Annotated in this window: 22 protein-coding genes; 11 read left to right on the forward strand and 11 right to left on the reverse strand. The window is 65.6% G+C overall.

Going from position 1 to position 25992, the window contains the following annotated elements; genetic code table 11:
* Positions 1-114 precede the first annotated feature (114 nt).
* Positions 115-579 (reverse strand): Lrp/AsnC family transcriptional regulator, encoded by a 465-nt coding sequence (locus tag BBA01S_RS00690; protein ID WP_027814744.1) that lies wholly within the window; start codon positions 577-579, stop codon positions 115-117.
* 289 nt (positions 580-868) lie between these two features.
* Here BBA01S_RS00690 and BBA01S_RS00695 point away from each other — a divergent pair, with 289 nt between their 5' ends.
* Positions 869-1435, forward strand: a complete 567-nt coding sequence (locus tag BBA01S_RS00695; RefSeq protein ID WP_027814745.1) for a Spy/CpxP family protein refolding chaperone — start codon at positions 869-871, stop codon at positions 1433-1435.
* A 212-nt stretch (positions 1436-1647) separates the two neighbouring features.
* Entirely contained in the window at positions 1648-2082 is a 435-nt protein-coding gene (locus BBA01S_RS00700) for a PGDYG domain-containing protein (RefSeq protein ID WP_027814746.1), read from the forward strand.
* An 81-nt stretch (positions 2083-2163) separates the two neighbouring features.
* Here BBA01S_RS00700 and BBA01S_RS00705 read toward each other — a convergent pair whose 3' ends face one another.
* From BBA01S_RS00705 to BBA01S_RS39590, 8 genes are all read right to left on the reverse strand, one after another.
* Positions 2164-2529, reverse strand: a complete 366-nt coding sequence (locus BBA01S_RS00705; RefSeq protein ID WP_027814747.1) for a DUF3022 domain-containing protein — start codon at positions 2527-2529, stop codon at positions 2164-2166.
* Between the two features lie 134 nt (positions 2530-2663).
* On the reverse strand, positions 2664-3473 hold the full coding sequence (locus tag BBA01S_RS00710) for a YhfC family intramembrane metalloprotease (protein ID WP_027814748.1): 810 nt from the start codon (positions 3471-3473) through the stop codon (positions 2664-2666).
* Positions 3474-3598: 125 nt separating this feature from the next.
* A complete protein-coding gene (locus tag BBA01S_RS00715) occupies positions 3599-4681 on the reverse strand; it encodes a LacI family DNA-binding transcriptional regulator (RefSeq protein ID WP_042295534.1) in 1083 nt (360 codons plus the stop codon).
* Positions 4681-5646, reverse strand: a complete 966-nt coding sequence (locus BBA01S_RS00720) for a 2-hydroxyacid dehydrogenase (protein WP_027814750.1) — start codon at positions 5644-5646, stop codon at positions 4681-4683. The genes BBA01S_RS00715 and BBA01S_RS00720 overlap by 1 nt, the downstream gene beginning before the upstream one ends.
* 40 nt (positions 5647-5686) lie before the next feature.
* Positions 5687-6970 carry an MFS transporter gene (locus tag BBA01S_RS00725; protein ID WP_027814751.1) on the reverse strand — a complete coding sequence of 428 codons (1284 nt, stop codon included), beginning with the start codon at positions 6968-6970 and terminating at the stop codon, positions 5687-5689.
* Positions 6971-7056: 86 nt separating this feature from the next.
* Entirely contained in the window at positions 7057-8031 is a 975-nt protein-coding gene (locus BBA01S_RS00730) for a sugar kinase (RefSeq protein WP_027814752.1), read from the reverse strand.
* A 56-nt stretch (positions 8032-8087) separates the two neighbouring features.
* Positions 8088-8888 carry a TIM barrel protein gene (locus BBA01S_RS00735; protein ID WP_027814753.1) on the reverse strand — a complete coding sequence of 267 codons (801 nt, stop codon included), beginning with the start codon at positions 8886-8888 and terminating at the stop codon, positions 8088-8090.
* Positions 8889-9059: 171 nt separating this feature from the next.
* A complete protein-coding gene (locus BBA01S_RS39590; RefSeq protein ID WP_042295537.1) occupies positions 9060-10010 on the reverse strand; it encodes a LysR family transcriptional regulator in 951 nt (316 codons plus the stop codon).
* Positions 10011-10158: 148 nt separating this feature from the next.
* Between BBA01S_RS39590 and BBA01S_RS00745 the strand changes: the two genes are divergently transcribed.
* The 5 genes from BBA01S_RS00745 (at position 10159) to BBA01S_RS00765 (ending at position 15072) form a co-directional block, all read left to right on the forward strand.
* Positions 10159-11232: a YeiH family protein gene (locus tag BBA01S_RS00745; protein WP_027814754.1), complete on the forward strand. Its 1074-nt coding sequence runs from the start codon at positions 10159-10161 to the stop codon at positions 11230-11232.
* 201 nt (positions 11233-11433) lie between these two features.
* Positions 11434-12168, forward strand: a complete 735-nt coding sequence (locus tag BBA01S_RS00750) for a glutathione S-transferase (protein WP_027814755.1) — start codon at positions 11434-11436, stop codon at positions 12166-12168.
* A 148-nt stretch (positions 12169-12316) separates the two neighbouring features.
* A complete protein-coding gene (locus BBA01S_RS00755) occupies positions 12317-14062 on the forward strand; it encodes a ClcB-like voltage-gated chloride channel protein (protein WP_027814756.1) in 1746 nt (581 codons plus the stop codon).
* 308 nt (positions 14063-14370) lie between these two features.
* Entirely contained in the window at positions 14371-14631 is a 261-nt protein-coding gene (locus BBA01S_RS00760) for a hypothetical protein (RefSeq protein ID WP_027814757.1), read from the forward strand.
* Between the two features lie 210 nt (positions 14632-14841).
* The gene (locus BBA01S_RS00765) at positions 14842-15072 is read left to right on the forward strand and encodes a DUF2795 domain-containing protein (RefSeq protein WP_027814758.1); all 231 of its coding nucleotides are present in this window, start codon (positions 14842-14844) and stop codon (positions 15070-15072) included.
* A 26-nt stretch (positions 15073-15098) separates the two neighbouring features.
* On the opposite strand, the gene BBA01S_RS00770 is transcribed toward BBA01S_RS00765, so the two are convergent.
* A complete protein-coding gene (locus BBA01S_RS00770) occupies positions 15099-15731 on the reverse strand; it encodes a TetR/AcrR family transcriptional regulator (protein ID WP_027814759.1) in 633 nt (210 codons plus the stop codon).
* 430 nt (positions 15732-16161) lie between these two features.
* Here BBA01S_RS00770 and BBA01S_RS00780 point away from each other — a divergent pair, with 430 nt between their 5' ends.
* From BBA01S_RS00780 to BBA01S_RS00795, 4 genes are all read left to right on the forward strand, one after another.
* Positions 16162-17256 carry an efflux RND transporter periplasmic adaptor subunit gene (locus BBA01S_RS00780; protein ID WP_027814760.1) on the forward strand — a complete coding sequence of 365 codons (1095 nt, stop codon included), beginning with the start codon at positions 16162-16164 and terminating at the stop codon, positions 17254-17256.
* Positions 17253-20426, forward strand: coding sequence for an efflux RND transporter permease subunit (locus BBA01S_RS00785; protein ID WP_084161662.1), 3174 nt, complete (start codon positions 17253-17255; stop codon positions 20424-20426). The genes BBA01S_RS00780 and BBA01S_RS00785 overlap by 4 nt, the downstream gene beginning before the upstream one ends.
* Positions 20427-20440: 14 nt before the next feature.
* On the forward strand, positions 20441-21934 hold the full coding sequence (locus tag BBA01S_RS39595) for an efflux transporter outer membrane subunit (RefSeq protein WP_042295539.1): 1494 nt from the start codon (positions 20441-20443) through the stop codon (positions 21932-21934).
* A 284-nt stretch (positions 21935-22218) separates the two neighbouring features.
* Complete coding sequence (locus tag BBA01S_RS00795) at positions 22219-22641, forward strand: hypothetical protein (protein WP_027814762.1); 423 nt, start codon at positions 22219-22221, stop codon at positions 22639-22641.
* 309 nt (positions 22642-22950) lie between these two features.
* Here the strand turns inward: BBA01S_RS00795 and BBA01S_RS00800 are convergent, their stop codons facing one another.
* Positions 22951-25473 carry a penicillin-binding protein 1A gene (locus BBA01S_RS00800; protein WP_027814763.1) on the reverse strand — a complete coding sequence of 841 codons (2523 nt, stop codon included), beginning with the start codon at positions 25471-25473 and terminating at the stop codon, positions 22951-22953.
* Positions 25474-25992 lie beyond the last annotated feature (519 nt).

Genomic DNA, 25992 nt, shown 5'->3' on the forward strand with positions numbered 1-25992 from the left:
TAGGCACAAAATGATGCGCTTCGACATCGGTTTTGGTCATTCTGACGAAGGTTTTAGTCGAAATGACGAAAACCCATAAAAATCGCGTAAACGCGGCGGCCTGAATGGCCTCGCCTAGCGCTTCACCGTGCCGCGATCGATCTTGCGCGCCAGCACGATCGAAGTGGTCGTGCGCTCGACGCCCTGCATGCCGCCGATCTGGTCGAGCAGCTCGTTCAGGCGCTCGGGCGAATCGGCGCGCAGCCAGGCGACATAGTCGTATTCGCCGCTGACCGCGCAGAGCAATTGCACCTCGGGCATCTTGCCCAGACGCTTCTGCACATCGGGGCCGTGACGTGGCGCGATGATGAGGCCGACCCAGGCCTGCAGGCTCGCATCGAGCACATCCTGGCCGAGCCGCACGCCATAGCCCGCGATCACCTGCGAACGTTCGAGCCGCGCGATGCGCGCGAGCACGGTGGTGCGCGCGACGCCCAGTTGGCGCGCGAGATTCGCCACGCTCTCACGCGCGTTTTCCTGCAGCAGCGCGACGAGGCTGCGGTCGAGGTCGTCGAGTTGATCAAGGCGCGGCGGTCGCATCGTAGGGACGGCTCCTGAAGCACAAAACGTGGGTGGGATGCGCGCCATTATCGCTCGCGCATCAACGCCGCAAAGCGACGTGTTTCAGCTTATTTCTGAGCGTTTCGTTTGTAAGCAGTTGTCGCATCGCCGTCGTTTTGCCGCGATAACGTGGTACTAATAACGCCTGCAACCCGCTTGCACCGCTCGAACAGGTCGATTCCGCATCGCACTGCATCGATCGGTCTGGCGCCTGCTCGATACGAAATAGCCACGAACTCGCTACGAAATGAAGATTCAAGGAGCAACAATGAAGAAAGCTTTCGTCATCCTTGCCGCCACGCTCACGATGAGCGCCGCCTTCGCACAAGGCGCTGTCGCGCAGACCGCAGCCGCAGCGTCCGCACCGGCTGTTGCAGCCGCTTCGAGCGCCGACGTGCGCGCCGCGCAGCATCAGCAGCGCGTCGAAGAGCGCATCACGTATCTGCATTCGGCGCTGAAGATCACCGCCGATCAAGAGCCGCAATGGAAGACGTTCGCCGATGTGATGCGCAGCAACGGCCAGACCATGGCCGACCTGTACAAGCAGCGCGTGGAAGGCGAAGCGCAGCGTAACGCGCTCGACGACATGAAGCAGTACGCCCAGATCACCCAGGCGCACGCCGACGACATGCAGAAGCTCGTGACGGCTTTCGAGCCGCTTTACACCAGCTTCTCGCCGGAGCAGAAGAAGCTGGCGGATACGACCTTCCGTCACCCGGATCACGGCCCGAAGGGTGCCAAGGGTGAAGCGCACCCGAAACACAAGATGAAGCCGAAGGCCAAGGCGCCGGCGGCCGCTGCGAGCAGCGCCGACGCTGCCAGCGCAGCAGAGTAACACCGTTAATGCAACGCTAATGCAGCGTAGAAGTCGCCCTGCGCTCGCGTAGCGGACGATTTCAAGGTACGCTTGCGGATCGCACGACGGCCGGGCAGATTGCCCGGCCGTCGTGCTTTTTGTCGTGCCGTTTGTATGGGTTAGCGTTTGCGCCTATATTTCAGGCAGTTTTCCGCATCGATGCTTCTAGCGGCAGGTCCGCCATTACCACCATGATCGAACTGACCCAACTCGACCTCGCCGCCGATCCCGCTGCACAACGCGTGGTCAAGGACGAAACCGTCACCGTCGAATTCGCCGCCGCGCCCGGCGAGCTGATGAGCCTCGAAGGCCCGAATCGCTACGCACCTGGCGACGCCATCATCACGGGCGCCACGGGCGAGCGCTGGGTCGTGTCGCGCGAGCGCTTCGATCCGAAGTACCTGCCCGCGGACGCGGCGCTTGTACACGGTCAGCCCGGCGCTTACCGCAACCGCCCGAGCGTCGTGCTCGCAAAGCGCATGGACGAGCCGTTCACGATCGTGCGCTCGGCAGGCGGCGACCGCCTGAACGGCGAGGCGGGCGACTGGGTCATGCAATATGCGCCCGGCGATTACGGCGTGGTGAAAGCCGCGCGTTTCGCGAAGGTCTATCGGCTGGCCGATTGAGCGAGCCACCTGAACGGTTGAACCGAGCCGGCTGACCTGCGGGCGTGCGCACGCTGCGCCCGCCCTCTCCTCCAGCGCGCTTTAAGCGAATTCCTCGTCGAGATCGAGCACGACGTCGCGCGGCGTCTCCTCGCCTTTGGCGTGCTGTTCTTCGAGCGAACCGATGGTCGCTTCCACATAGGCGTGCAGCACCGCAAAGCTGCGCGAGCGCATGCGCGCGGGCAACGCCCGATAGCGCGCCATCGCAGCGGGCGCGATCGCCACGGTCAGCGTCATGCGGCGCGCGGCGGTGCCCATGCGCATCGCCACCCAATGCACGACCAGTTGCGGCGTGCCGTTTTCGGCGGCTTGTTCGCTAAAACGCGTCTGCTCGGGGAACAGATCGGCGATCACGCGCGCGAGTTGCTCGATATCGGCGCTCGCGCATTCAAACAGATAGTCTTCCATCGCTCGACAATGTCCAGTAGTGCGGCAGATTCAGGATAGCGCCGAAGCGTACCCGAGCGGCCGCCACGACGCCAGTGCCCACGGGCACGAATCACTCACGAATCACGCACGAATCACGCACGAATCAGCGCAGATCAGGCCGCGCGCGGCTCGCTGCGACGCGACGCGCAGGTCTTGAACAGCACGATAGCGGCGACGATCGCCAGCGACACATAGAGCGCATCCACGGCGACGAGCGGCAGGAGGCGCGCCTGGAACATCGCGGCGGGCACGTCGATCAGCGCATGCACGCCAATCGCGATCGGCAGGATGGCCTTGCGCCCGGCTTGCACGCCGCGCCACATCAGCACCGACAACGCGACCTGGAATACGAATGCCGCCGTGCGTTCGAGCACGAACACGCCCGCATGCAGCGGCGAGAGCGTCGCGAGAACCAGATGCACGCGCAGCACCGAATCCATCGTGAGATTGGTCAGGTGCTCGTCGAGATCGCCGCGATTGGCGAGCACCGCGAAAAAGATCCATTGCAGCTGCACCAGCACGCCGACGAACCACGCCTCCGCCCCACCGTGGCCGATGCCGTAAGCGAGGCCCGTGCTGTCCTGCGGCGTCCCCGCGAGACGTCCGCCGCGCCGCGCGAGCATGCGCATGGCGATATAGCGGCCGACTTCCTCGCACACGCCTGCGGCAAGCGCGCCGTAGATCACGAAGGCGATGGGATTGGTAAGCAGATCCGCCGTCTGGGGATTGTCGTGCAGCAGGAAACCATTGAGCGCGCGCTCGATGACGGTGGCGAACAATGCGAAGACGGCGATCCCCGCGATGGTGTCGCGCCAGTCGAACATGAATGGCCCGCGCAGGCGGCGATAAAGCGAAATCGGCAAAAAGGCGACGAAAAGCGTCGCGAGAGAAAGGCAGACAAGCGTGACCGGATCTACGTGCATGGGGTTCCTTGTAACGTCCGGCGTGCGCACAAAATCATGCATGTGGCCCGCCGCAGCCCGCATCATCGCAGAAAATGGGCCGATCGCGCAGCGTCGACTGCGCGCAGCCCTGCCCTATGCCGGCTTCACCCCAAGGTCGATGCCCGCACCACCAGCTCGCCTGGAAAGGCCGCTGCGCGCGCGGCAGGGGCCGCGCCTTCGATGCGCTCATGCAGGAACTCGACGGCGCGATAGCCGATTTCGCGCGTCGGCTGGCGGATCGTGGTGATGCCCGCCAGTTCGGCCCATTCGGGATCGTCGATGGCGAGCAGCGCCACCTGCTGCTGCCATTGCGCGCCCAGTTGCGCCTTCAGGTGCAGCGCGAGACGCAGCGCGACCGGCGCGTTGGCCGCGAACAGCGCGCAGCGGGCGCCGCGCTTTGCCGCACCGGCGAGATGGGCGTCGAGCGCGGCGAGCGATGCGTCGATGCCGGCCTCCTCGCGCAGATCGAGCACATGCGTGGTCTGCGCGGCGGGCTGGCCTTGCGTCGAGGCGCGGAACGCCGCCTCGCGCTCGCGGCGCGAACTCACATGCTCGAACGGCTGCACGACGAACACGAGGTCGTCGTAGCCGCGCGCGATCAGGTGCTGCACGCCCTGGCGCACGGCCGCCGCGTTGTCCAGACCAACCATGTCGGCGTCGAGGCCGTCGACGGTGCGGTCGACCAGCACGGCAGGAATGCCGCCGCTGCCGACCGGCTTGAGCATCGATTCGCGCACGCCCAGCGCATTGACGATCACGCCTTCCACGCGATACGTCGTGAGCAGTTGCAGATACCGCCGCTCCATATCGACTTCATTGGCGGCGTGGCAGATGAGCGGCATATAGCCGAGCGCGTGGCAGGCTTCTTCCACGCCTTGCAGCACTTCGACCGAATACGGATTGGCCAGATCGGCGAGCAGCAGGCCAAGCAGCCGGTTGCGCCCGCGCTTGAGGCCGCGCGCCATCTGGTTGGGGCGATAGTCGAGCCGCTCGATGGCCGCTTCGATACGCGCGCGCAGGTCAGGCGAGAGCACCGACAGTTCGCCGTTCAGGTAGCGCGAAATGCTGGTCTTGCCCGTGCCCGCCTCGCGCGCGACGTCGCTGATGGTCGCGCGGCGTGCCGCGCCGGCGGATTCAGCCGATGCGGCGGAACCGGCAGACTCAGCGTTCGCGCTCGGCTCGACCATCATTGCGCCAGCACCTCGCGGTTGACGATGTTGTTGCGCAGCGTGCCCGCAAGCGCGGCAACGAGGTTCTCCGCCGCGTTGAGCGCCATGGCGTGACGCGTCTCGTGCGTCGCCGAGCCGATGTGAGGCAGCGCCACGACGTTCGGCATGCGCAAGAGCGGCGAAGCCGGGTCGATCGGCTCCTGCTCGAACACGTCGAGACCCGCGCCGTGGATCGTTCCCGCTTCGAGCGCGGCGATCAGCGCCTTTTCGTCGACGGTCGCGCCGCGCGAGGCATTGATCAGGATGGCGCTCTGCTTCATCTTCGCGAACTGCTCTGCGCCGATCATATGGCGCGTGGCGTCGGTCAGCGGCACCTGCAGGCAGACGAAATCCGACACCGCGAGCAGTTCGTCGAGTTCGACGCGGCGTGCGCCGTACTCGCGCTCGGCGGTCTCGTTCGGGCTGCGGTTGGTGTAGAGCACCTTCATGTTGAAGCCAAGCGCGGCACGGCGCGCGACCGCGCCGCCGATACGTCCGAGTCCCACGATGCCGAGCGTCTTGCCCTGCACGTCCACGCCGAACTGCGCCGGGCCAATGCTCGCCTTCCACTCACCCGCCTTGACCCATTCGGCCAGTTCGACCACGCGGCGCGCGCTTGCCAGGATCAGCGAGAACACGGTGTCGGCAGTCGATTCGGTGAGCACGTCGGGCGTGTGCGCGAGCACGATGCCGCGCTTCGTGAGGTCGGGCACGTCGAATTGATCGAAGCCCACGGAGATGGTCGAGAGCGCCTTGATGCGCGTACCGTCGAGCATCGCGGGCGTGACCTTGACGCTCGCGCCGATGGCGCCGTCGGCGTCCTTGAGCGCGGCGCTCAGGGCCTGCGCATCGCTTCCGTCGACGAACACGACTTCGGCATGTTCGCGCAGATAGTCGGTGACGTCCGCAGGCAAGCTCTTGTAGGCAACGATTTTCTGCTTCATGGGTGCGCGGTTTCCGTTGGTTCGAGTTCGTTCAGATGCGTTATTTACCATGCGCGGGCGCAACGTAGCCAGGGGCTTCGTCGCGGCGCGGCTTCACGGCGAGCGTAAGGCCCACCGACACCAGCAGCGCCGCGCTCATGAACGCGTAGGATGCCGCAGGCGTGCCGGTCGCGCCATTCAGGTAGCCGACCACGTACGAGCCCACGAACGAGCCGAGCGCGCCCATGCTGTTGATGAGCGCCATCGCGCCACCCGAGACGTTCTTCGGCAGCAGCTCCGGCACGATCGCGAAGAACGGGCCGTACGGCGCGTACATCGCCGCGCCCGCGATCACCAGCAGCGCGTACGACGCCCAGAAATGCGTCGCGCCGAGTGCATACGAACCCGCGAAGGCCATCGCGCCGATCAGCAGGAAAGGCCACACGAAGGCGCGGCGATTATTGAGCTTGTCCGAGGCCCACGAGGCGCCGAGCATCGCGATGGTAGCAGCGAGATAAGGCATTGCCGAGAGCCAGCCCGTCTCCACCATGCCAAGCGCCGAGCCGTTCTTCACGATCGACGGCAGCCACAGCACGAAGCCATAGACGCCGATGCTCCAGCAGAAGTACTGCGCGCACAGCAGGATCACGGCGGGCGAGCGGAACGCTTCGGCGTAATTCTTCACCGGCTTGATGGCGGCCTGTTCGGCGCGCATTGCCGCATCGAGCGAGCGCTTTTCGTCGTTCGAGAGCCACTTCACCTGCGCGGGTTTGTCGCGCACCAGCAGCCACCAGCACGCGGCCCACACCACGGCGGGCACGCCTTCGGCGATGAACATATGGCGCCAGCCATACGAGTGCACGAGATAGCCCGACACCACCGACATCCACAGCACCGTGACCGGATTGCCGAGAATCAGGAACGTGTTGGCGCGCGAGCGCTCGGTCTTCGTGAACCAGTTGCTGATGTAGATGAGCATCGCGGGCATGACCGCCGCTTCCACGACGCCGAGCACGAAGCGAATCGCCATCAGCGAGGGAATGTTCGTGACCACGCCCGTGAGCGACGCGCAGCCGCCCCACAGCAGCAGGCTCACGAACACGAGCTTGCGCACGCTGCGGCGCTCGGCGTAGACCGCGCCGGGCAACTGGAAGAAGAAGTAGCCGAGGAAGAACAGCGCGCCGATCAGCGAGGACAACCCCGCGCTGATGCCCAGATCGCGATTGATACCGGCCGCCGAGGCAAAGCCGTAATTCGCGCGGTCGAGATAGGCGAGGCTGTACGTGATGAACACGATCGGCATGATCGCCCACCAGCGGCGTGGGGCAAGCGAAGTTGAGGTCATCGGTGTCTCCTGTCGGCGGCGCGTCGGGCCTCTGGGCCTCGTGCCGCTGTTCGCAAAACTGCTTGAATCTGGGGCTCTGAAGGGGCTCAGGCGGCGCGCGCCGCGCTGATGTCGCAAGCTTCGAGCGCATCGAGCTGCGCACGTGTCGGCAGCCCTTCCGAATCGCCGATCACCTGCACCGCGAGCGCGCCGATGCGATTGCCGCGCGCGACCGCTTCGGCAAGCGCACGCCCTTCGAGCAGCGCGCTCACCACGCCCACTGCGAAGCCGTCGCCTGCGCCGACCGTGTCGACCACGTTCTCCACGCGCTGCGCATGGACGTGGCCGCGTTCGCCCGCGCTCGTTTCGAAGTACGCGCCGTCGGCGCCCAGCTTCACGATCACGCCGCGTGCGCCGCGCTCCAGATAGAAGCGCGCGATCAGTTCGGGATCGTCGGAACCCGTGAGGATGCGGCCTTCGTTGACGCCGGGCAGCACCCAGTCAGCGAAGCGTGCGAGTTCGTTGAGCGTCGCGACCATTTCGGCTTCGGAGCCCCAGAGCGTCGGGCGCAGGTTCGGATCGAAGGTGATCGTGCGGCCCGCTTCGCGCATCTCGCGCGCCAGCATGAAGGCAAGTTCGCGCGAGGTCGCCGAGATCGCAGGCGCCACGCCGCTCAGGTGCAGATGGCGCGCGCCGAGTACGTAGCCGCGCTTGTAGTCGCTGATCGACAGATGGCTCGCCGCCGAGCCGCGCCGGAAGTATTCGACGGCGGGATCGCTGCCGTCGTCGGTCTTCGACTTGAGCTGGAAGCCGGTGGGAAAACGCGGATCGGTTTCGACGCATTGCGCGTCAATGCCTTCCTGCGCGAGCACGCCGCGCACGAAACGGCCAAACGAATCGTCGCCGACGCGGCTCATCCAGCCCACCTTGAAGCCGAGGCGCGCGAGGCCGGTCGCGACATTCAGCTCGGCGCCCGCCGCGCGTTTGGTGAATTGCGCGACGTCGTGCAGTGCGCCGGTTTCGGCGGCCACGAACATCGCCATGGCCTCGCCGTAGGTGATGACATCGAGTGAGTGCGTCATGGAATGCGTTCCTGCTAAAAGTGAATTCGGGGTGCGGGCTGGGGCTTAGGCTGACATTACGCGCACGCGAGCCAGGCGACGTAGCGCGCGGCGTCTTCGTGCACGCGCTGCTCGTCGAACGGAAACTCGATGCCGCGCGGCACGTCCGACGGCAGGCGCGCGAGCGCGGCGCGGCACAGCGGATCGTCCGCGGCGGGCGCGCAGGCGAAGCGCCGTGCGCCCTCGCCCTCGACGGCCTTGCAGTGGATGTACTCGACGTTGGGCGCGAGCGCGACGGCGGCCATCAGCGGCGCTTCGCCCGTCCACTGCCAGTTGCCTATATCGAAGGTCATGCCGATCAGCTTCCCTTCGCCGGCCGCGCGCAGCGCGCGGAACAACGCCGTGAACTGCGCGAGCTTGCCGCCTTGTTCGAGCTGGCCGTTTTCGACCACGACGCGCGGCGCGTTTGCGTTTTCCTGCCCGTCTTCCTGCCCTGTCAGGCCGAGTTCGCCGAGGATCGCCGCGAGCTGCGCGACATGGGCTTCGCCCGCGAATCCGCCGAGTTGCAGCTTCACGAAGCGTGCACCGAGCGCGCGGCCGCATTCGACGGCAAGGCGCAGTTCGGCTTCGTTGAGTGCGCCATCGTCGGCGTAGAGCGTGTCGGGCGTCGACCACACGGGCCACAGGCCCGAAGCCGCAAGCGCTGTGCCGAGGGCACGCAGCGCCTCGGGTTGCGCGTCGGCGTCATGCATCAATTCGCGCCGCACCTCGAAGGCGCAGGCGCCCGCCATCTTCGTTGCGTCAAACCACGCCGCATGTCCGTCACGCCAGATCGATCCCGCGCCGAACGCGCTCGCCACAATTGCCACTTCCGCCATCGTCGTCTTCCTGTTGCTGCCGGTTCTGTCTCGAAACGCCTCGACATCATTTGGAACCGGTTCCAAATCGCGATTGAAAAAAAGCGCCTGAGCGCCTGATTCGTTCCGTCGGATTGATGGCGGGATGTTGCGCCGCCCTGCCAGGCGGCGCCATTGTGGAAATCCCCTAATTCATGGCGGGAACCTTGTGCCGCCGGCCGGGTTGTCGGCGCTGCCGCCACCGCCGTTTTCACCGGGCGCGTCGAGCAGGCAGAGTTCGAGAAAGCGCTGGGCCACGCGCGACGCCGCGCCCGCGTGCGGCACCACGATCGAGAAGCGCCGGGCGAGCGGCTCCGGCCCCATGCGGATCTGCTGGAGCGCGCCGTCCTCGTGGCGCATCGACATCGCCGATACAAAGCCGATGCCCATGCCTGCGCGCACCGCTTCCTTGACGCCCTCCACGCCCGCGATTTCGAGCGCGACGCGCATCGGCACCGCCGCGCGCGCAAAGGCGCGCTCGACCACCTGGCGCACGCCCGAACCGTCTTCGCGCAGCACCAGCGGCAGGTTCGCGAAGGCGGCGAGATCGCGACGCTCCCCTGCCGCCGCGCCGACGAGCTCATGACCGCGCGGTGCAATCGCCACGATTTCGTCCTCGTGCCACGGATGCACGGCGCAATCGGCAGGCAATTGCGAGCCCACCGGCCCTTCGACGAGGGCGATATCCAGCTCGCCGAGCATCGCCACGACATCGGCGGTATTGCCGCTGGCCGTCTCCAGCTTCACGTCCGGATAGCGCCGATGGAACGCCGCGACCAGGTACGGCAGCCGGTAGCTCGCGGGCGTCGTGCTTGCGCCGATGCGCAGCGTGCCGCGCTCCAGGCCGCGCAGCGCGTCGCGAAACGCCAGCGCATCGCGCCAGTTCTCGCGCAGGCGTGCGGCGTAGGCCGCGAGCTGCTCGCCGGTGGGTGTGAGGCGCACGCCGCGCCCATCGCGCAGATAGAGCGGTTCGCCGAATTCCTCCTGCAACAGCCGCAATTGTCCCGATACGGCGGGCTGCGACAGATGCAGTGCTAGCGCCGCGCGGCTGATGTTGCTGTGCTCGGCGACGGCAGCGAAAGTTATCAGTTGTTCCGGGGTCATCGCTTCGAATTATCGGGTTGGCTTATATTTTACTTCGCAAATGACGATTTTTCATATCGTTATATCTAAATTAGGATTAGCGCATTCGAAGCAATTTTGTCGCTGCAGCAGAACCCAACACGCAACACCCACCGGAACACCCACTGCCATGTCCACATCGTCGACCACTCTTGCGCATCCGTCGCTTTCGACACGCGGCCAGATCAACGGCGTGCTGTTCGTCGCACTGTTCGCATTCGCCGTCACCCGTCTCGCGGCCCTGCCCGCGATCGCCAACCTGGGCCTGAGCCCGCTGATCGTCGGCATCGTCGCCGGTGCGGTCTATGGCAACCTGCTGCCCGACGCCATGCCCGAAAGCTGGGCGGCTGGCGTGAACTTCTCCGCGCGCAAGCTGCTGCGCATCGCCGTGGCCTTCTTCGGCCTGCGCGTGAGCCTTCAGGAAATCGCCCAGGTGGGCGTGCCCGGCCTCGTCGAATCGGTCGTGATCGTCGTGAGCACGCTGTTGATCGGCACGTGGGCGGGCATGAAGATCATGAAGCTCGACCGCGACACGGCCATCCTCACGGCGGCTGGCAGCGCGATCTGCGGCGCGGCGGCGGTGCTCGCCTTCGAGTCGACGCTGCAATCGAAACCGCACAAGAGCGCGATGGCCGTGGGCAGCGTGGTGCTGTTCGGCACGCTGTCGATGTTCCTCTACCCGCTGCTTTATCGCGCTGGCTGGCTGCATCTGGATACGCTCGGTGCGGGCCTGTTCTTCGGCGGCACGATTCACGAAGTCGCGCAGGTCGTCGGTGCGGCGAGCAATGTCAGCCCGGAAGCCACGCACATTGCCACCATCGTCAAGATGACCCGCGTGATGTTGCTCGTGCCGGTGCTGCTGGTGCTTGGCGTGTGGCTCAGCCGGTCGGCGCGCGGCGCTGCGGGTGCTGATGGCGCGAAGCAAGGCGCACGCAAGCTCGCGGTGCCCTGGTTTGCAGTCGGTTTTCTCGCGCTCGTGGTGGTGAACTCGCTGCATGTGCTGCCTGCCCCGGCCACGTCGACGCTCAACCTGCTCGACACGTTTGCACTGACCATGGCCATGACCGCGCTCGGCATCGAAACGCGCGTCTCGCAGATCCGCCAGGCTGGCCCGCGTGCGCTGACCACGGGTTTCATCCTCTACGTGTGGCTCGTGCTGGGCGGTCTTGCGATCACCTGGGGCGTGGAGCGACTCTTCGCCTGATGACAGGAACCCATTTCGGGCAGAGCCTGAGAGAACGCGCACCGGCCAGTCCGGTCGCTTGCCCCGCCGATGGCGGGGCTTTTTGCGTTTGTACGTCTGCCAGTACGCCTGCCCATGCACTTCGTCAGGATTGCGCGCCACGCAGCACCCAGGCGCGACCGATGCGGCCCATACTGTCCGATCCGACGAAGGGGACGAGCAATGGCATACGAACTGTATTACTGGGACGGTTTGCAGGGCCGCGGCGAGTTCGTGCGGCTCGCGCTGGAGGAAGCCGGTGCACCCTATGTGGACGTCGCACGCGGCGAGAAAGAGGATGGCCACGGGATCGGCGCGATGATGGCCGAACTGGACAGCGACGGCCCTTATCCACCCTACGCGCCGCCCTTTCTCAAGGACGGCGAGCTGATCGTGCCGCACGTGGCCAACATCCTGTTCTATCTCGGCCCGAAGCTGAAGCTTGCGCCGCGCGACGAGGGGCTGCGCATGATCGCGAACGGCCTGCAACTGACGATCGCGGATCTCGTCACCGAGGTGCACGACACGCATCATCCGATCGCCAGCGCCCTTTACTACGAAGACCAGAAGGACGCCGCGAAGGCACGCTCGAAAGACTTCATCCAGCATCGCCTGCCGAAGTTCATGGGCTATTTCGAGCGCGTGCTCGCGCAGAATCCGGACGGGCCGCAGCATATGGCCGGCCGCGCGCTGAGCTATGTCGATCTGTCGATGTTCCAGGTCGTCGAGGGCCTGCGCTACGCCCTCCCGAAAGCGACGAAGCACTTCGCCGACCACTATCCGAACGTGGTCGCGCTGCACGACGCCGTCGCCGCGCGGCCGAATATTGCCGCGTACGTGCAATCGGAGCGGCGGCTGCCGTTCAACGAAACGGGGATCTTCCGCCACTATCCGGAACTCGATCGGGCCGTGCATTGAGCGCCGCGCGCGCGTCGCGACATCGCGCAGATAGCCCTGCAAAAACCCACGCGGCCGCGGTCTCAGGCGCTGCCGCCTTTTCTTCGTCCCGGACGCCTCGCCAGGCGAGCGTCCGGCTTTTCCCCACCGACCAACCTGCCCGCCTGCCGTGCTGTCATTCCTGCTGAAACTGCGCACCCGCGCCCGCGATCTCTTTCGACTTTCCGACGCCCACACCATGCTGATCTGGTCGGTGATCGTCGGCGTAGCCGGGGCATTCGCGACCGTCCTCTTCCGCGAGGGCATTGCCCACCTGCAAATTCTCTTCACGGGCAGCGAAGGCAGTTTCGTCGAGATGGCGCGGCGGCTGCCGTGGCACACGCGCATCCTCCTGCCCACGGCGGGCGGCTTCATCGCAGGCTGCCTGTTGCTGATGGCGAGGCGCAATGCGCAGGCGGCGGGCAACAAGCCGATCCATACCGACTACGTGGAAGCCGTCGCGATCGGCGACGGCGTGATGCCGGTCGGCAAGAGCATCTGGCGCAGCGTGTCGTCGCTGTTCACGATCGCAAGCGGCGGCTCGATTGGCCGCGAGGGGCCGATGGTGCAGCTTGCCGCGCTCGCGGCTTCGCTGATCGGCCGCTGGGTTCACTTCGATCCGCAGCGGCTGCGCCTGCTGGTCGCGTGCGGCGCCGCGGCCGGTATCACCTCGGCGTATAACGCGCCGATTGCGGGCGCCTTCTTCGTGACCGAGATCGTACTGGGCGCAATCGTCATGGAGAGCTTCGGGCCGATCGTGGTCGCCTCCGTGGTCGCCAACATCACGATGCGCGAATTCGCGGGCTACAAGCCGCCTTACGAAATGCCGGTGTTCCCGCCCGTCACGGGCGTCGAGGTGCTGCTGTTCGTGGCGCTCGGCCTGCTGTGCGGTGCGCTCGCGCCGCGCTTTCTCGCCATGCTCGACGTGACCAAGGCCGGCTTCGGACGCCTCAAGCTGCCGCTGCCTGCGAAGCTCGCGCTCGGCGGCCTCGTGTGCGGCGTGCTGTCGGTCTGGACACCCGAGGTCTGGGGCAACGGCTACAGCGTCGTGAACTCGATCCTGCATTCGCCGTGGACGTGGACGGCGCTCGCCACGGTGCTCGTATTCAAGCTGGTCGCGACCGCCGCGACGGTGGGCTCGGGCGCGGTCGGCGGCGTCTTCACACCGACGCTCTTCATGGGCGCGGTGATCGGTTGCCTGTTCGGCCACGGCATGAATGCGCTCTGGCCGCATGGCACGTCCGCGCCGTTCGCATATGCAATGGTGGGCATGGGGGCGTTCCTCGCGGGCGCGACCCAGGCGCCCCTCATGGCGATCCTGATGATCTTCGAGATGACGCTCAGCTATCAGGTGGTGCTGCCGTTGATGCTGTCGTGCGTGGTCGCGTATTTCGTGGCGCGCGCGACGGGCACGAAGTCGATGTACGAGATCACGCTGCTGCGCAACCGCGAGGAAGCCGAGCGGTTGCGCCTGCGCGCCACGCAGATGCGCGAACTGGTGCGTCCGGCGGACACCGTCGTGCGCGCCGACGCGACCGTGCAGGACATGACGCGCGTGTTCCTCGAATATCCGGTGAAGTATCTCTACGTAACCGACGACACCGGGCGCTTCCTGGGCGCGGTCGCGCTGGCCGATATCACCAACGACCTGCTGCAAAAGCGCGATACCTCGAACAAGCACGCCTGCGATTACCTCAAGGCGTCGTTCGACGTGCTGACGCCCGATATGCCGCTCGCGGTGGCGTTGCAGCACTTCATGTCGTTCCAGGGCGAGCGCCTGCCGGTGATCGAAAGCGCACAGCAGCCGCGCCTGGCGGGGGTGGTTTACAAGACCTCGCTGCTCGATGCGTACCAGCGCATGAATCCGGAGCGCTAGCCGGCCCGCATCGCAGCAGGCATGATTAAGTCTATGATTTCATGTGACAAATAAAAAAGCACGTGCGTTCGCGACGCGGTACCGCATTTGCTGCCATCATGAGATTTCCGTTCGCGCGTGTGCACTGACAGGACATCTTCCGGTGATCTGTCACCGCTTTCCTCGCACACCCGGCGGCGTGCCGCACGGCCTGCGCTGATGCACCTGAAATCCAGCGCGTGGCCGCCTTGCCTCGTCCGGTCAGCCTGACCGCCACGGCACGGCACTTGCTGCGACCCTCGGGCCGCATGAGGAAAGGAGGTCGAGCGATGAAAACCTCGACGCTGTTGACCACCGTGCTGCTGTCGGCCTCGTGCTTCGCCGCACCTGTGCGCACGCAGGATGCCCAGATCGACCGTGCCAGCGCCGCCGCGCCCGACGTTCGTTCGCCCATGGCCGACGTACCGGTCGCCCCGCCCGCACCCGACGTGCAGAGCGCAACGGGCGCTCAGCATTGGGAATATCTGAGCCTGCCGAAGTCGCATCGCCTTGACCGTACGCTAAGTCCGGTTCTTCATCAGCAGACTTGAGCCAGCGCGCGGCCTGAGCGGCGCGCGCGACTTCGCCCGCGGTGCACCTGGCGGCGACGCGGAGATGGCTTTGTGTATCCTGTTTGCGCGACGCCAACGGCCCTTGAACCTGCAGGGCTGCCCGACTATCGGCCTGGACTGGTTTGCGCTGGTTTAAACCGGTTTGGCCGATTTCACTTTCGCGCCCCTGCCGCGCCGAGGATTTCGCGCATGTCCGCTTCATCCATCCCTGAAGAACCCATCGATCTCCAGTTCAGCGACGTGTTGCGCGAAGTGCGTTGGCCCGCCAACAAGGACGATCTTGTCGAGGCCGCGCGCAATGCGGGCGCGAGCAACGAGGTGCTGGCGATCCTCGACGGCATGCCCGAGCAGGACTATGGCGACGTGGCGTCGGTCACGCGCCTGATCGGCAGCAATTACGGCCCCGGCCTCGGTATCTGAAGGCGGCCGGATCCAGCGTGCGCCGCTCAGGCGTCGCGCCCGTACACCACGCGCGCGAAGAAGCGGCCCAGCACGGCCTCCACCACCGGCGGCGTCACGTGCTGAGGATCGGCCGTGGCCAGGAACTGCACGCCGTCGCACAAGCCCATCAAGCCCAGCGCCATCAGGTCAGGCGCGATCGGCAGCGGCGTGCCCACGCGCGCCGAGAATTCCTCGATATAGGCGGCCAGGCGCTCACGCTTTTCCTTCATGAAGGCGTTAAAGCGCGTGCGGAACCGCGCGTCGCGCGCCGCGAGCAGCTTGGCTTCCACCCACAGCAGGAACATCTTGTTGTCCTGCGGCAGCCGGCTGTAGAACGCAAGCACGCGCGCTTCCATGACCTCGCGCGAGGCATTGGCCTCGAAGATCGCGCGCAGGTCGACTTCCATTGCCTCGTGATCGCGCCGCAGCAGCTCGACCATCAGCTCGGCCTTGCTGTCGAAATTCGAATAGAACGCGCCGCGCGTGTAGCCCGCCTCGTGTGCGATGTCCTCGACACTCGCGCTAACGAACCCCTTGGCCATGAACAACGCCTGCGCGGCGTCGAGCAGGCGCTCGCGCGTCTGGTCGCGGCTTTGCTCGCGGGTGAGTCGTGGGCGCGGAGTGGCTGGGCGCGTCATGGCGTGGGGGGTACCGAACTGTCTGGTGAGTGGATTGCGCCAGCGGGGCGATGCTTGCGGCATGGCCCGATGGTAGCGCGAGTCTATCACTGAATCTTTCTTCGGATTCGTTTCTGTATTCAGATACAGCGCTGTATTAGAATGTCAGAAATCATCTGAGACCGATCGGTGTGCAACGGAGGAGACATCCATGCGCCCCGCGTTGCGCGCGTTGTTCTTGCGCGCACGGACGGGCTCAGCGGCGGCGCGACAGGCCCGGCGCGAGCGACCAGCGCGCACGGGTTCGGCGCGCGTGCGTTCCAGGCATGTCGAGGTCCATGTGAATCGTCGCGGTCGTGGCGCATCGAGCAGGATGCGCAGTCAGTGCAAGTCCCAGGCTATCGTCGTCAATGCGCCCAGGAAAGCGGGTGCATCGAGCTTACAGCGTTTCATGAGCGCCTTCGCTTTGTGCGCCCTCGCCGGCCTTGGCGCCTGCGGCAAGCACGAGGAAACGGCGCCGGGCCCGCGCCCGGTCGTGTCGATGACCGTGCATCCCGATCAAGGCGCACCGGCCACCACCTGGCCGGGCGGCGTGCAGGCGCGCAATAGCACGCCGCTGTCGTTCCGCGTGAACGGCAAGATCATCGAGCGCGTTGTGCGGCTGGGCGATGCGGTCAAGCCAGGCCAGGTGCTCGCCCGCCTCGATCCCGCCGATTACGACAAGAACGCTGCAAGCGCCCAGGCGCAGTACGACGCCGCGCAGCATCGCTACGTGTTCGCCAAACAGCAGCTTGACCGCGATACGGCCCAGTCGCAGGCCAACCTGATCGCGCGCGCCCAGTTCGAGCAGACTCAGGACGCCTACGCATCGGCGCTCGCGCAGCGCGACCAGGCGAAGCAGCAGCTCGCGCTTTCGCAGGATCAGCGCCGCTATACGCAGCTCGTCGCCGACCACGCGGGCGTCATCACCGCCGAAAACGCCGACACCGGCCAGAACGTGCAGGCCGGCCAAGCGGTCTACCAGCTCGCCTGGAGCGGCGACGTCGACGTGGTGAGCGACCTGCCCGAAAACGCCATTGCCGGGCTGCATACCGGCGACATCGCCCAGGTAACGCTGCCCGCGCTGCCGGGACGTCACTACACGGCGAAGGTGCGCGAGCTGGCCGCCGCGGCCGATCCGCAAAGCCGCACATGGCGCGTCAAACTCACGCTCGAACATCCGGACGCCGATGTGCGGCTCGGCATGACGGCCAACATCGCGCTTTCGTCAAGCACGGCAAAGACCGCTGCCGCTAGCGCTTTCACGATACCCGCCACCGCCCTCTTCCACGACGGCAACGCGCCTGCGCTCTGGATCGTCCAGGGCTCGGACAACGTGCTGCAGCTGCGCCGCGTGAGCGTGTCGCGCTACGACGCGCGCACCATCACCGTGACGGACGGCCTCAAGGACGGCGATCGCATCGTGCTGCAAGGCGTGCATACGGTCAGCGTGGGCGAGAAAGTCAAGCCCATCGCGCCGCTGCATCCGGAGGACTTCGCGTCATGAGCGAACGCGAAGACCCGCAGCAGGCGGAACCCACGCAACCCGATCTCGGCCCCGGTCACGACCATGACGAAGGCCGCTTCAACCTGTCCGCCTGGGCGCTGCGCCATCGCGCGCTGGTGACCTTCCTGATCGCGCTGGCGACGATCTTCGGCGCCCTGTCGTACACACGCCTTTCGCAGTCCGAAGATCCCCCCTTCACGTTCCGCGTGATGGTGATCCAGACCTTCTGGCCGGGCGCGAGCGCGCGCCAGGTCGAGGACGAAGTCACGACCCGCATCGGCCGCAAGCTCCAGGAAACGCCTTACATCGACTTTCTGCGCAGCTATTCGCGTCCCGGCGAGTCGCTGGTGTTCTTCACGATGAAGGATTCCGCGCCGGTGTCCGAGGTGCGCGAGACCTGGTACCAGGTGCGCAAGAAAGTGGGCGATATCGCGCCGATGCTGCCGCAAGGCGTGCAAGGCCCGTTCTTCAACGACGAGTTCGGCGATGTCTACACCAACATCTATACGCTCGAAGGCGATGGTTTTTCGCCCGCCCAGCTGCACGATTACGCCGACAACCTGCGCGAAGAACTGCTGCGCGTGAAGGACGTCGGCAAGGTCGATTACTTCGGCGACCCGAACCAGCGCGTCTATATCGAGATCGCCAACGCGCAGCTCACGCGGCTGGGCATCTCGCCCACGCAGATCGGCCAGGCGATCGGCGCGCAGAACAGCGTGGCGGCCTCGGGCACGCTCACCACGGCCGACGATCGCGTGTTCGTGCGCCCGAGCGGCCAGTTCACCGATCTCAAGGCGCTCGCGGATACGCTCATCAACGTGAACGGCCGCAGCTTCCGGCTTGGCGACATCGCGACGATCCGGCGCGGCTACGACGAGCCGCTTGCCACGCAGATGCGTTTCCAGGGCAAGGCGGTGCTCGGCATCGGCATCACCATGCAGCCGGGCGGCGACGTGATCCGTCTGGGCAACGCGCTCGATGCACGCGTCGAGCAGCTGCGGCGCGAACTGCCCGCGGGCCTGAAGCTCGTGGAAGTGTCGAGCATGCCCGACGCCGTGTCGCACTCAGTGGACGATTTCGTCGAAGCGGTGGCCGAAGCGGTCGGCATCGTGCTGGTCGTGAGCCTCGTGTCGCTGGGCGTGCGCACGGGCATGGTGGTCGTCATCACGATTCCGATTGTGCTGGCCGTGACCTCGCTCGTGATGTACCTGTTCGACATCGGCCTGCACAAGGTCTCGCTCGGCACGCTCGTGCTGGCGCTTGGCCTGCTGGTGGACGACGCGATCATCTCCGTCGAGATGATGGCCGTGAAGCTCGCGCAGGGCTGGAACCGCACGCGCGCTGCCGCCTACGCCTATACGAGCACGGCATTCCCGATGCTCACCGGCACGCTCGTCACGGTATCCGGCTTCCTGCCGATCGTGCTCGCGAAATCGAGCACGGGCGAATACACGCGCTCGATCTTCCAGGTGTCGGCGATTGCGCTGATCGCGTCGTGGTTCGCGGCGGTCGTGCTGATTCCGCTGCTCGGCTACCGGCTGCTGCCCGAACGCAAGCCCGACCCCAATGCAGCCCACGGCGCGCATCACGAAGAGGACATCTACGACACGCGCTTCTACCATCGCCTGCGCGGCTGGGTCGGCTGGTGCATCGAGCGGCACATTGTCGTGCTTGCGCTCACCATCGTGCTGTTCGTCGTGGCGCTTGGCGGCTTTACGCTGATTCCGCAGCAGTTCTTCCCGAGCTCCGACCGCCCCGAATTGCTGGTGGACGTGCGCCTGCCCGAAGGCGCGTCGTTCGACGCCACGCTGCGGCAGACGAAGCGCCTTGAAGAAGCGCTCAAGGGCCGCCCGGAGATCGACCATTCGATCGATTTCGTCGGCACAGGCGCGCCGCGTTTCTATCTGCCGCTCGACCAGCAGTTGCAGCAGCCGAACTTCGCGCAGTTCGTCATCACGGCGAAGTCGGTCGAGGATCGCGAGAAGCTCGCCGACTGGCTCGAAACGAAGTTGCGCAACGACTTCCCCGCGATCCGCACGCGTCTTTCGCGGCTCGAAAACGGGCCGCCCGTCGGCTATCCCGTGCAGTTCCGCGTGAGCGGCGACGATATCGCCACCGTGCGCGGCATTGCCGAGCGCGTGGCGAAGCAGATGCGCGCCGACCCGCGCACCGAAAACGTCAGCTTCGACTGGGACGAGCCCGCCGAACGCTCGCTGCATTTCGCGATCGACCAGCAGAAGGCGCGCGCGCTCAATATCTCGTCGCAGGACGTCGCCAATTTCCTGCAAATGACCTACTCCGGCTACACGGTCACGCAGTACCGCGAGCGCGACAAGCTCATCAGCGTCGACCTGCGCGCGCCCGCCAACGAGCGCGTCGATCCCGCCCGCATGCTCGCGCTGGCCATGCCGACGTCCAATGGCCCGGTGCCGCTCGGCGCCATCGGTCACCTCGAAAACACGCTCGAATACGGCGTGATCTGGTCGCGCGACCGGCAACCGACCATCACCGTGCAGTCCGATGTGCGGCGCGGCGCGCAAGGCATCGACGTGACGCACGCGCTGCAAAAATCGTTGGCCTCGATGCAAGGCACGCTGCCAACCGGCTATCGCATCGCGGTGGGCGGCTCCGTCGAGGAAAGCGCCAAGGGCCAGGCGTCGATCTTCGTGCAGTTGCCCGTGCTCATGATCGCCGTGCTGACGCTGCTGATGATCCAGTTGCAAAGCCTCTCGCGCGTGATGATGGTCGTGCTGACCGCGCCGCTCGGCTTGATCGGCGTGGCCGTGGCACTGTTGCTGTTTCACGAGCCGTTCGGCTTCGTGGCGATGCTCGGCGTGATTGCGATGTTCGGCATCATCATGCGCAATTCGGTGATCCTCGTCGATCAGATCGAAAGCGATATTCGCGCGGGGCACAAGCGTTTCGACGCCATCGTCGGCGCGACCGTGCGGCGTTTCCGGCCCATCATGCTGACGGCCGCCGCCGCCGTGCTCGCGCTGATTCCGCTGGTGCGCTCGAACTTTTTCGGGCCGATGGCGACCGCGCTGATGGGCGGCATCACGAGCGCGACCGTGCTCACGCTGTTCTTCCTGCCCGCGCTCTATGCGGCCGCGTTCCGCGTGCGCAGCAGCGAAAGCGACGCGCGCCCCGATGCAGGGAGCGCATCATGAACCGAGTCGCGCCGATGAAAACTTTTGCCCCAGGACGTTCGCGCTTCCGGTTGAGCGTCGCTGCATGTGCAGTGCTACTGGCGAGCGGCTGCGCCTTCGGCCCCGATGGCACCGCGCCCGTCATGCCTGACCCCGCGCATTACGGTGCGCAGGCGCAGCCGACGCAGACAGTCGCCGCGCAAGGCGTGGCGCAGCAATTCGTGGTGGGCGCGCAACCGGTGCCGCAATGGTGGACGCAGTTCGATTCGCCTGCGCTCGATGCGCTCGTCGAGGAAGGGCTTGCCAACAACCCGAATCTCGCCTCCGCCGATCACAGCCTGCAAGGCGCGCGCGAGCAGTTGCGCGGCCAGATCGGCAGCTCGCTGTTGCCGACCGTCGATGCGATCGGCACCGCGCAGCGTCAACGCGCGCCCGGCATCCCGCAACTGGGCATCGACAAGCTCGAATACAACCTGTTTGCGGGCCTCGTCGAGGTGCGTTACTCGTTCGACATTTTTGGCGCGACGCGGCTGAACAATGCGGCGCTTGCTTCGCGCGTGAACTTGCAGGCGTTCCAGTTCGAGGCGGCGCGGCGCGCACTGGCGGCCAATATCGTCGCGAGCGCGCTGGGCATCGCCACGCTGCATGCGCAGATCGACACGACGCAGCGCCTCATCGCCATCGCCAATGCGCAGGCGGACGATCTGCAAAAGCGCTATGCGCTTGGCGCGGTCTCGCGTACTGACGTGCTCAACGCGCAGCAGAGCGCGGCGGCGCTCGCGAGCAATCTGCCAGGGCTGGAACAGCAGGCGGCGGCGATGCGGCACGCGCTGGCCGTCCTGCTTGGCCGCACGCCTGACCAGGCGCCGCCCGATATGGATCTCGCGAGTTTCCATTTGCCCGAACAGGTGCCCGTCGTGGTGCCGTCGGATTTGCTGAAGACGCGCCCCGATATCGAGGCCGCAGGCGCAGCGCTGATCGCCGCCTCCGCCGAAGTGGGCGCGGCCACCGCGCAGATGTACCCGAGCATCACGCTGTCGGCGGGGCTCGGCCAGGGTGGCTTTAGCTGGCCGGTGGCGACGTCGGGCGTGGGCGCGCTGTGGGCCATCGGCGCGTCGCTCACGCAGCCGATCTTCCACGGCGGCGCCCTGCTCGCGCAGCGGCGCGCGGCCTTGCAGTCGTATGAAGCGGCCAACGCTTCGTACAAGCAGACGGTGCTCGCGGCGTTCCAGGACGTCGCTGACCGGCTTGCGGCGCTGGAACACGATGCGCAGGCGCTCGATGCAGCCGGAACGTCGGCGCAGACCGCGCAAGGCGTCTACGACGATACCAACGCGCGCTACAAGCTGGGCGCGGTGCCCTACTACGCGGTGCGTCAAAGCGAACAGCAATGGCGCAACGCGAGCCTCGATGCGATCCGCTATCGCGGTACGCGCTTGTCGGATACGGCGGCGCTGTTCCAGGCAATGGGCAATCCGTCGCCTGACAGCAAGACTAGCGCCGCCGGCGCGCACCATTCGACGCCCTGAACACGCGTCGCCGTGCACACGCAATGTGTGCACGGGCGTTCGCGGCGCGGCCATCACCTGGCTGCACCGCCCCTGATATTCACGCTCTCAATTCCCGTTATTTCGCGCTGATTTCACATTTTTCTGACGGGAAAATCTCAGACTTAAATTTAAGAGTTTACTGATACACTCGACCGCAAATCGAGGGTAAGGCAATCCAATTAATTCGGATTCCTTTATATAACTCGATCGTTTTTCGCAGAGAAAATGCACTGACACCCTCAGCCATCCAGACCTCGACGATCATGTCACTCGTATCCCATCGCGGCCTTTGCGCCGCACTGCTGATCACGGCGAGTGCCGCGGCACATGCGGGCTTCGACTGCTCCGGTTCGCACGGCGGCTTCCGCCTGCAGACGTCCGACAGTTGGGTCGGCACGGACAAGCTGGAGCACTTCGGTGTGTCCGCACCGTTCGGCGCGCTGGGCGCCTGGCTGATGCGCGACACCGCGCATCCGGCCATCTACGGCGCGCTGCTCGGCACCGTGCCGGGTGTCGTCAAGGAGACCATCGACGGCACCTGCCGCACCGATGGTTTCTCGTACAAGGATCTGTTCGCCGACGCGCTGGGCGCGTTCACCGGTGCGTGGCTCACGCACTGGGCGCTCACCTGGTCGGGCAGCGCGCACGGCAAAGCCGTCGGCGTGCGATACGACGATACTTTCTGATGCGAACTGCCTCGTCATCGCTTCGCGCGGACAAGCGCTTGCGGATCAGGCAGTTAGCTTCGCTCTCCAAAGGTTATTCACAGGGCTGCCAACAAAAACTGTTGATAAATACGGCGCGGGCACATTGCTCCGTTGTCCACAGTTTTTGTTGAAGGGCCTGTGGAAAAGCCCTGGGCAACTTGACCAAGTGCTTGTCGCAAAAGGAAATCGGCGCTGCAAAACAAAACACGGCACACCGTTGCCGGTGCGCCGTGTTCAGGTTTGGGTTTACCGCAATCGCTCAGGCTGTTACGCCGCCTGGGCGATCCATCAAGGCTTGTTCGATTCGAACAGATCCATGATCTGCTGCTTCTCGCTCGACGTGACGCTCGGCGGCGTCATCCCGCCGGGGCCCATGCTGCCGGTCGCGCCGCTGGCATCGCTGGCCGCGCCTGCGGGCATGCCGGAGTCCATGCCGATCGCCGACACGAAGCCCGCACCCGGCGTCACATCCGAGTAGTACAGCTCGCCGCCGATCGTCGTGATACCGGCCGGCATCGGCGGTTCTTCCTGCGGGATGTTGCGCAGCGCCTGGCTCATGTAGTTCACCCAGATCGGCAGTGCGAGCTGCGCACCGAACTCACGGCTACCGAGGCTCTTCGGCTGGTCGTAACCCATCCACGCCACCGCGACCAGATTGCGCTGATAACCCGCAAACCAGCCGTCGTGCGCATCGTTGGTCGTACCGGTCTTGCCCTGCAGGTCGTCACGGTGCAGCACGTTGGTGCCCGCGCCCGTGCCCGCCGTCGCCACCGAATGCAGCAGGCTGTTCATGATGTACGCGTTGCGCGGCGTGAGCGTCTGCGGCGCGTTCTGGCCCGCCACGAGCGGCTGTGCGCGCGACACCGGCTGACCGTGCGCGTCGTCGACTTCCGCGATCAGGTACGGGTTGATGCGATAGCCGCCGTTGGCGAACACGCTATACGCGCCCGCCGATTGCAGCGGCGTCACCAGGCCTGCGCCCAGCGCCATCGGCAGGTACGGCGGCGTCTTGTCCGCGTCGAAGCCGAAACGCTGCGTGACGTAGTCCTGCGCGTACTTCGTGCCGATATACGACAGGATGCGGATCGACACGAGGTTCTTCGACTTCTGCAGCGCGAGGCGCATCGGCATCGGGCCATCGGGCTGGTCGTCGTCCTTCGGCTCCCACGCGTCGCCGCCCGGCGTGCTGGGCGGGAAGTACAGCGGCGCATCGTTGATGATGGTCGCCGGCCCCAAGCCCTTTTCGAGCGACGCCGAATAGATGAACGGCTTGAAGCTCGAACCCGGCTGGCGCCATGCCTGGGTCACGTGGTTGAACTTGTTCTTGTTGAAGTCGAAGCCGCCGATCAGCGCGCGGATCGCGCCGTCCTGCGGCGTGAGCGAGACGAGCGCGCCCTCGACCTGCGGCAGCTGCGTGATCTGCCAGTTGTTCTTCTCGTCGGCGATCAGGCGCACGATCGAACCCGGGCGGATCTTGAGGGCCGCCGAGGCACGCGTCGACAGACCCGCCGCCACAAAGCGCAGGCCCTCGCCCGTGATGTTGACCGAGGTGCCGTCGAGCAGTTGCGCCGTCACCGACTTCGGGCCGGCTTCGGTCACGACAGCAGAGACGATATCGCCGTTGTCCGGGTGATCGGTGAGCGCGTCGTCGATCGCCTGGTCGCGGTCGTCGCCTGCCGCGGGCAGTTGCACGAAGCCTTCCGGGCCGCGATAGCCGTGGCGGCGCTCGTAGTCCATCACGCCCTTGCGCACGGCGGCGTAGGCGGCGTTCTGGTCGGCTGAATCGATGGTCGTGGTGACCGTCAGGCCGCGCGTATAGGTTTCGTCCTTGTACTGCGCGTACATCATCTGGCGCACCATTTCCGCGATGTACTCGGCGTGCACGCTGTATTCGGTGCCGGTGGTGCGCGTATGCAACGGCTCCTTCACGGCTTCGTCGTACTGCGCCTGGGTGACGTAGCCCAGATCGAGCATGCGCTTGAGGATGTACTGCTGACGGATCTTCGCGCGCTTCGGATTGACGATCGGGTTATACGCCGACGGCGCCTTCGGCAGACCGGCGAGCATCGCCGCTTCGGCCAGCGTGATGTCCTTCAGGTCTTTGCCGAAGTACACACGCGCCGCCGCCGAAAAACCGTAAGCGCGCTGACCCAGATAAATCTGGTTCATGTACAGCTCAAGGATCTGATCCTTCGTGAGCGCGCGCTCGATCTTGTAGGCGAGCATCATTTCGTAGATCTTGCGCGTGTAGGTCTTCTCGCTCGAAAGGAAGAAGTTACGCGCGACCTGCATCGTGATCGTGCTCGCGCCCTGCGACGCGCCGCCATGCATCAGGTCGGCCACGCCAGCCCGCAGAATGCCGACGAAGTCCACGCCGCCGTGTTCGTAGAAGCGGTAGTCCTCGATCGCGAGGACGGCCTTCTTCTGCACGTCGGGGATGTCCTGGAAACGCACGAGCTGGCGTCGCTCATCGCCGAACTCGCCGATCATCACGTGATCGGCCGTGTAGATGCGCAGCGGCACCTTCGGCTGATAGTTCGTGAGCGCGTCGAGCGAGGGCAACTGCGGCCCCATGACGACGAGCGCATAGCCGACGATCAGCGCGCCCACCACGCAAAGCGTGGCGATCAGGCCGGCGAACCAGAGCGCGATCGACGCGCCGATGGAACGCTTGCGTGGGCGGTTGCCGCGCGAGCCGTCGCGCGCATCGGAACGCGTATCGTCGTTGCGCTGCTGGCGTGCGTTGTTGAAGGAGGGTTCCCGATCGTCGTTCGGGTATTGCGGTGAAGGCGGTCGTTTGATGATAGGCATGACTGGAATGATTGGCGCGTCTGGTTCTGCGCCCCGGCTGCGCGCCTGAAGGCACGCATTGATCTGATCATGGCGTCATGGCGCCAATGCGGCGTGGACGGCATCGCACCCCGCGTGCGGTGCCGCGGCGTGACCGGCAACGCCCCCGTCCGGTCACGCGGCGCGCGGGTTAAGGCGCGCCGTCGCGTGGTCACTCTTTCAGCAACCTTTCGCGCGAGGTGCCTGAAAGGCCCCTAAAAAAAGCCATCACGCGAAATGTAACAGCGCATTCTAAATAAATCGTGCGCCGACGGTCGCGCTTTTTTTGTAAGAGTTTCCTGGACTCGGCCCTGGGGTCGCCAGCGATTCGCTTTCATGACGGCACCTTGCGCCATCTGCACCGTTCTGCGGAGAAAATATCGAATCGAAGCGCGACTCGATATCGTAATGCGCGGTCTTTATCCTTATGCCCAATACATTGTTGCGTGCGTTGGCGAGCCCGCGCGTGCATCTTTGCGTTGCGCAGCGCACGTCTCGTCT

The organism is Paraburkholderia bannensis NBRC 103871, from assembly GCF_000685015.1.
GTDB classification, from domain to species: Bacteria; Pseudomonadota; Gammaproteobacteria; order Burkholderiales; family Burkholderiaceae; genus Paraburkholderia; species Paraburkholderia bannensis.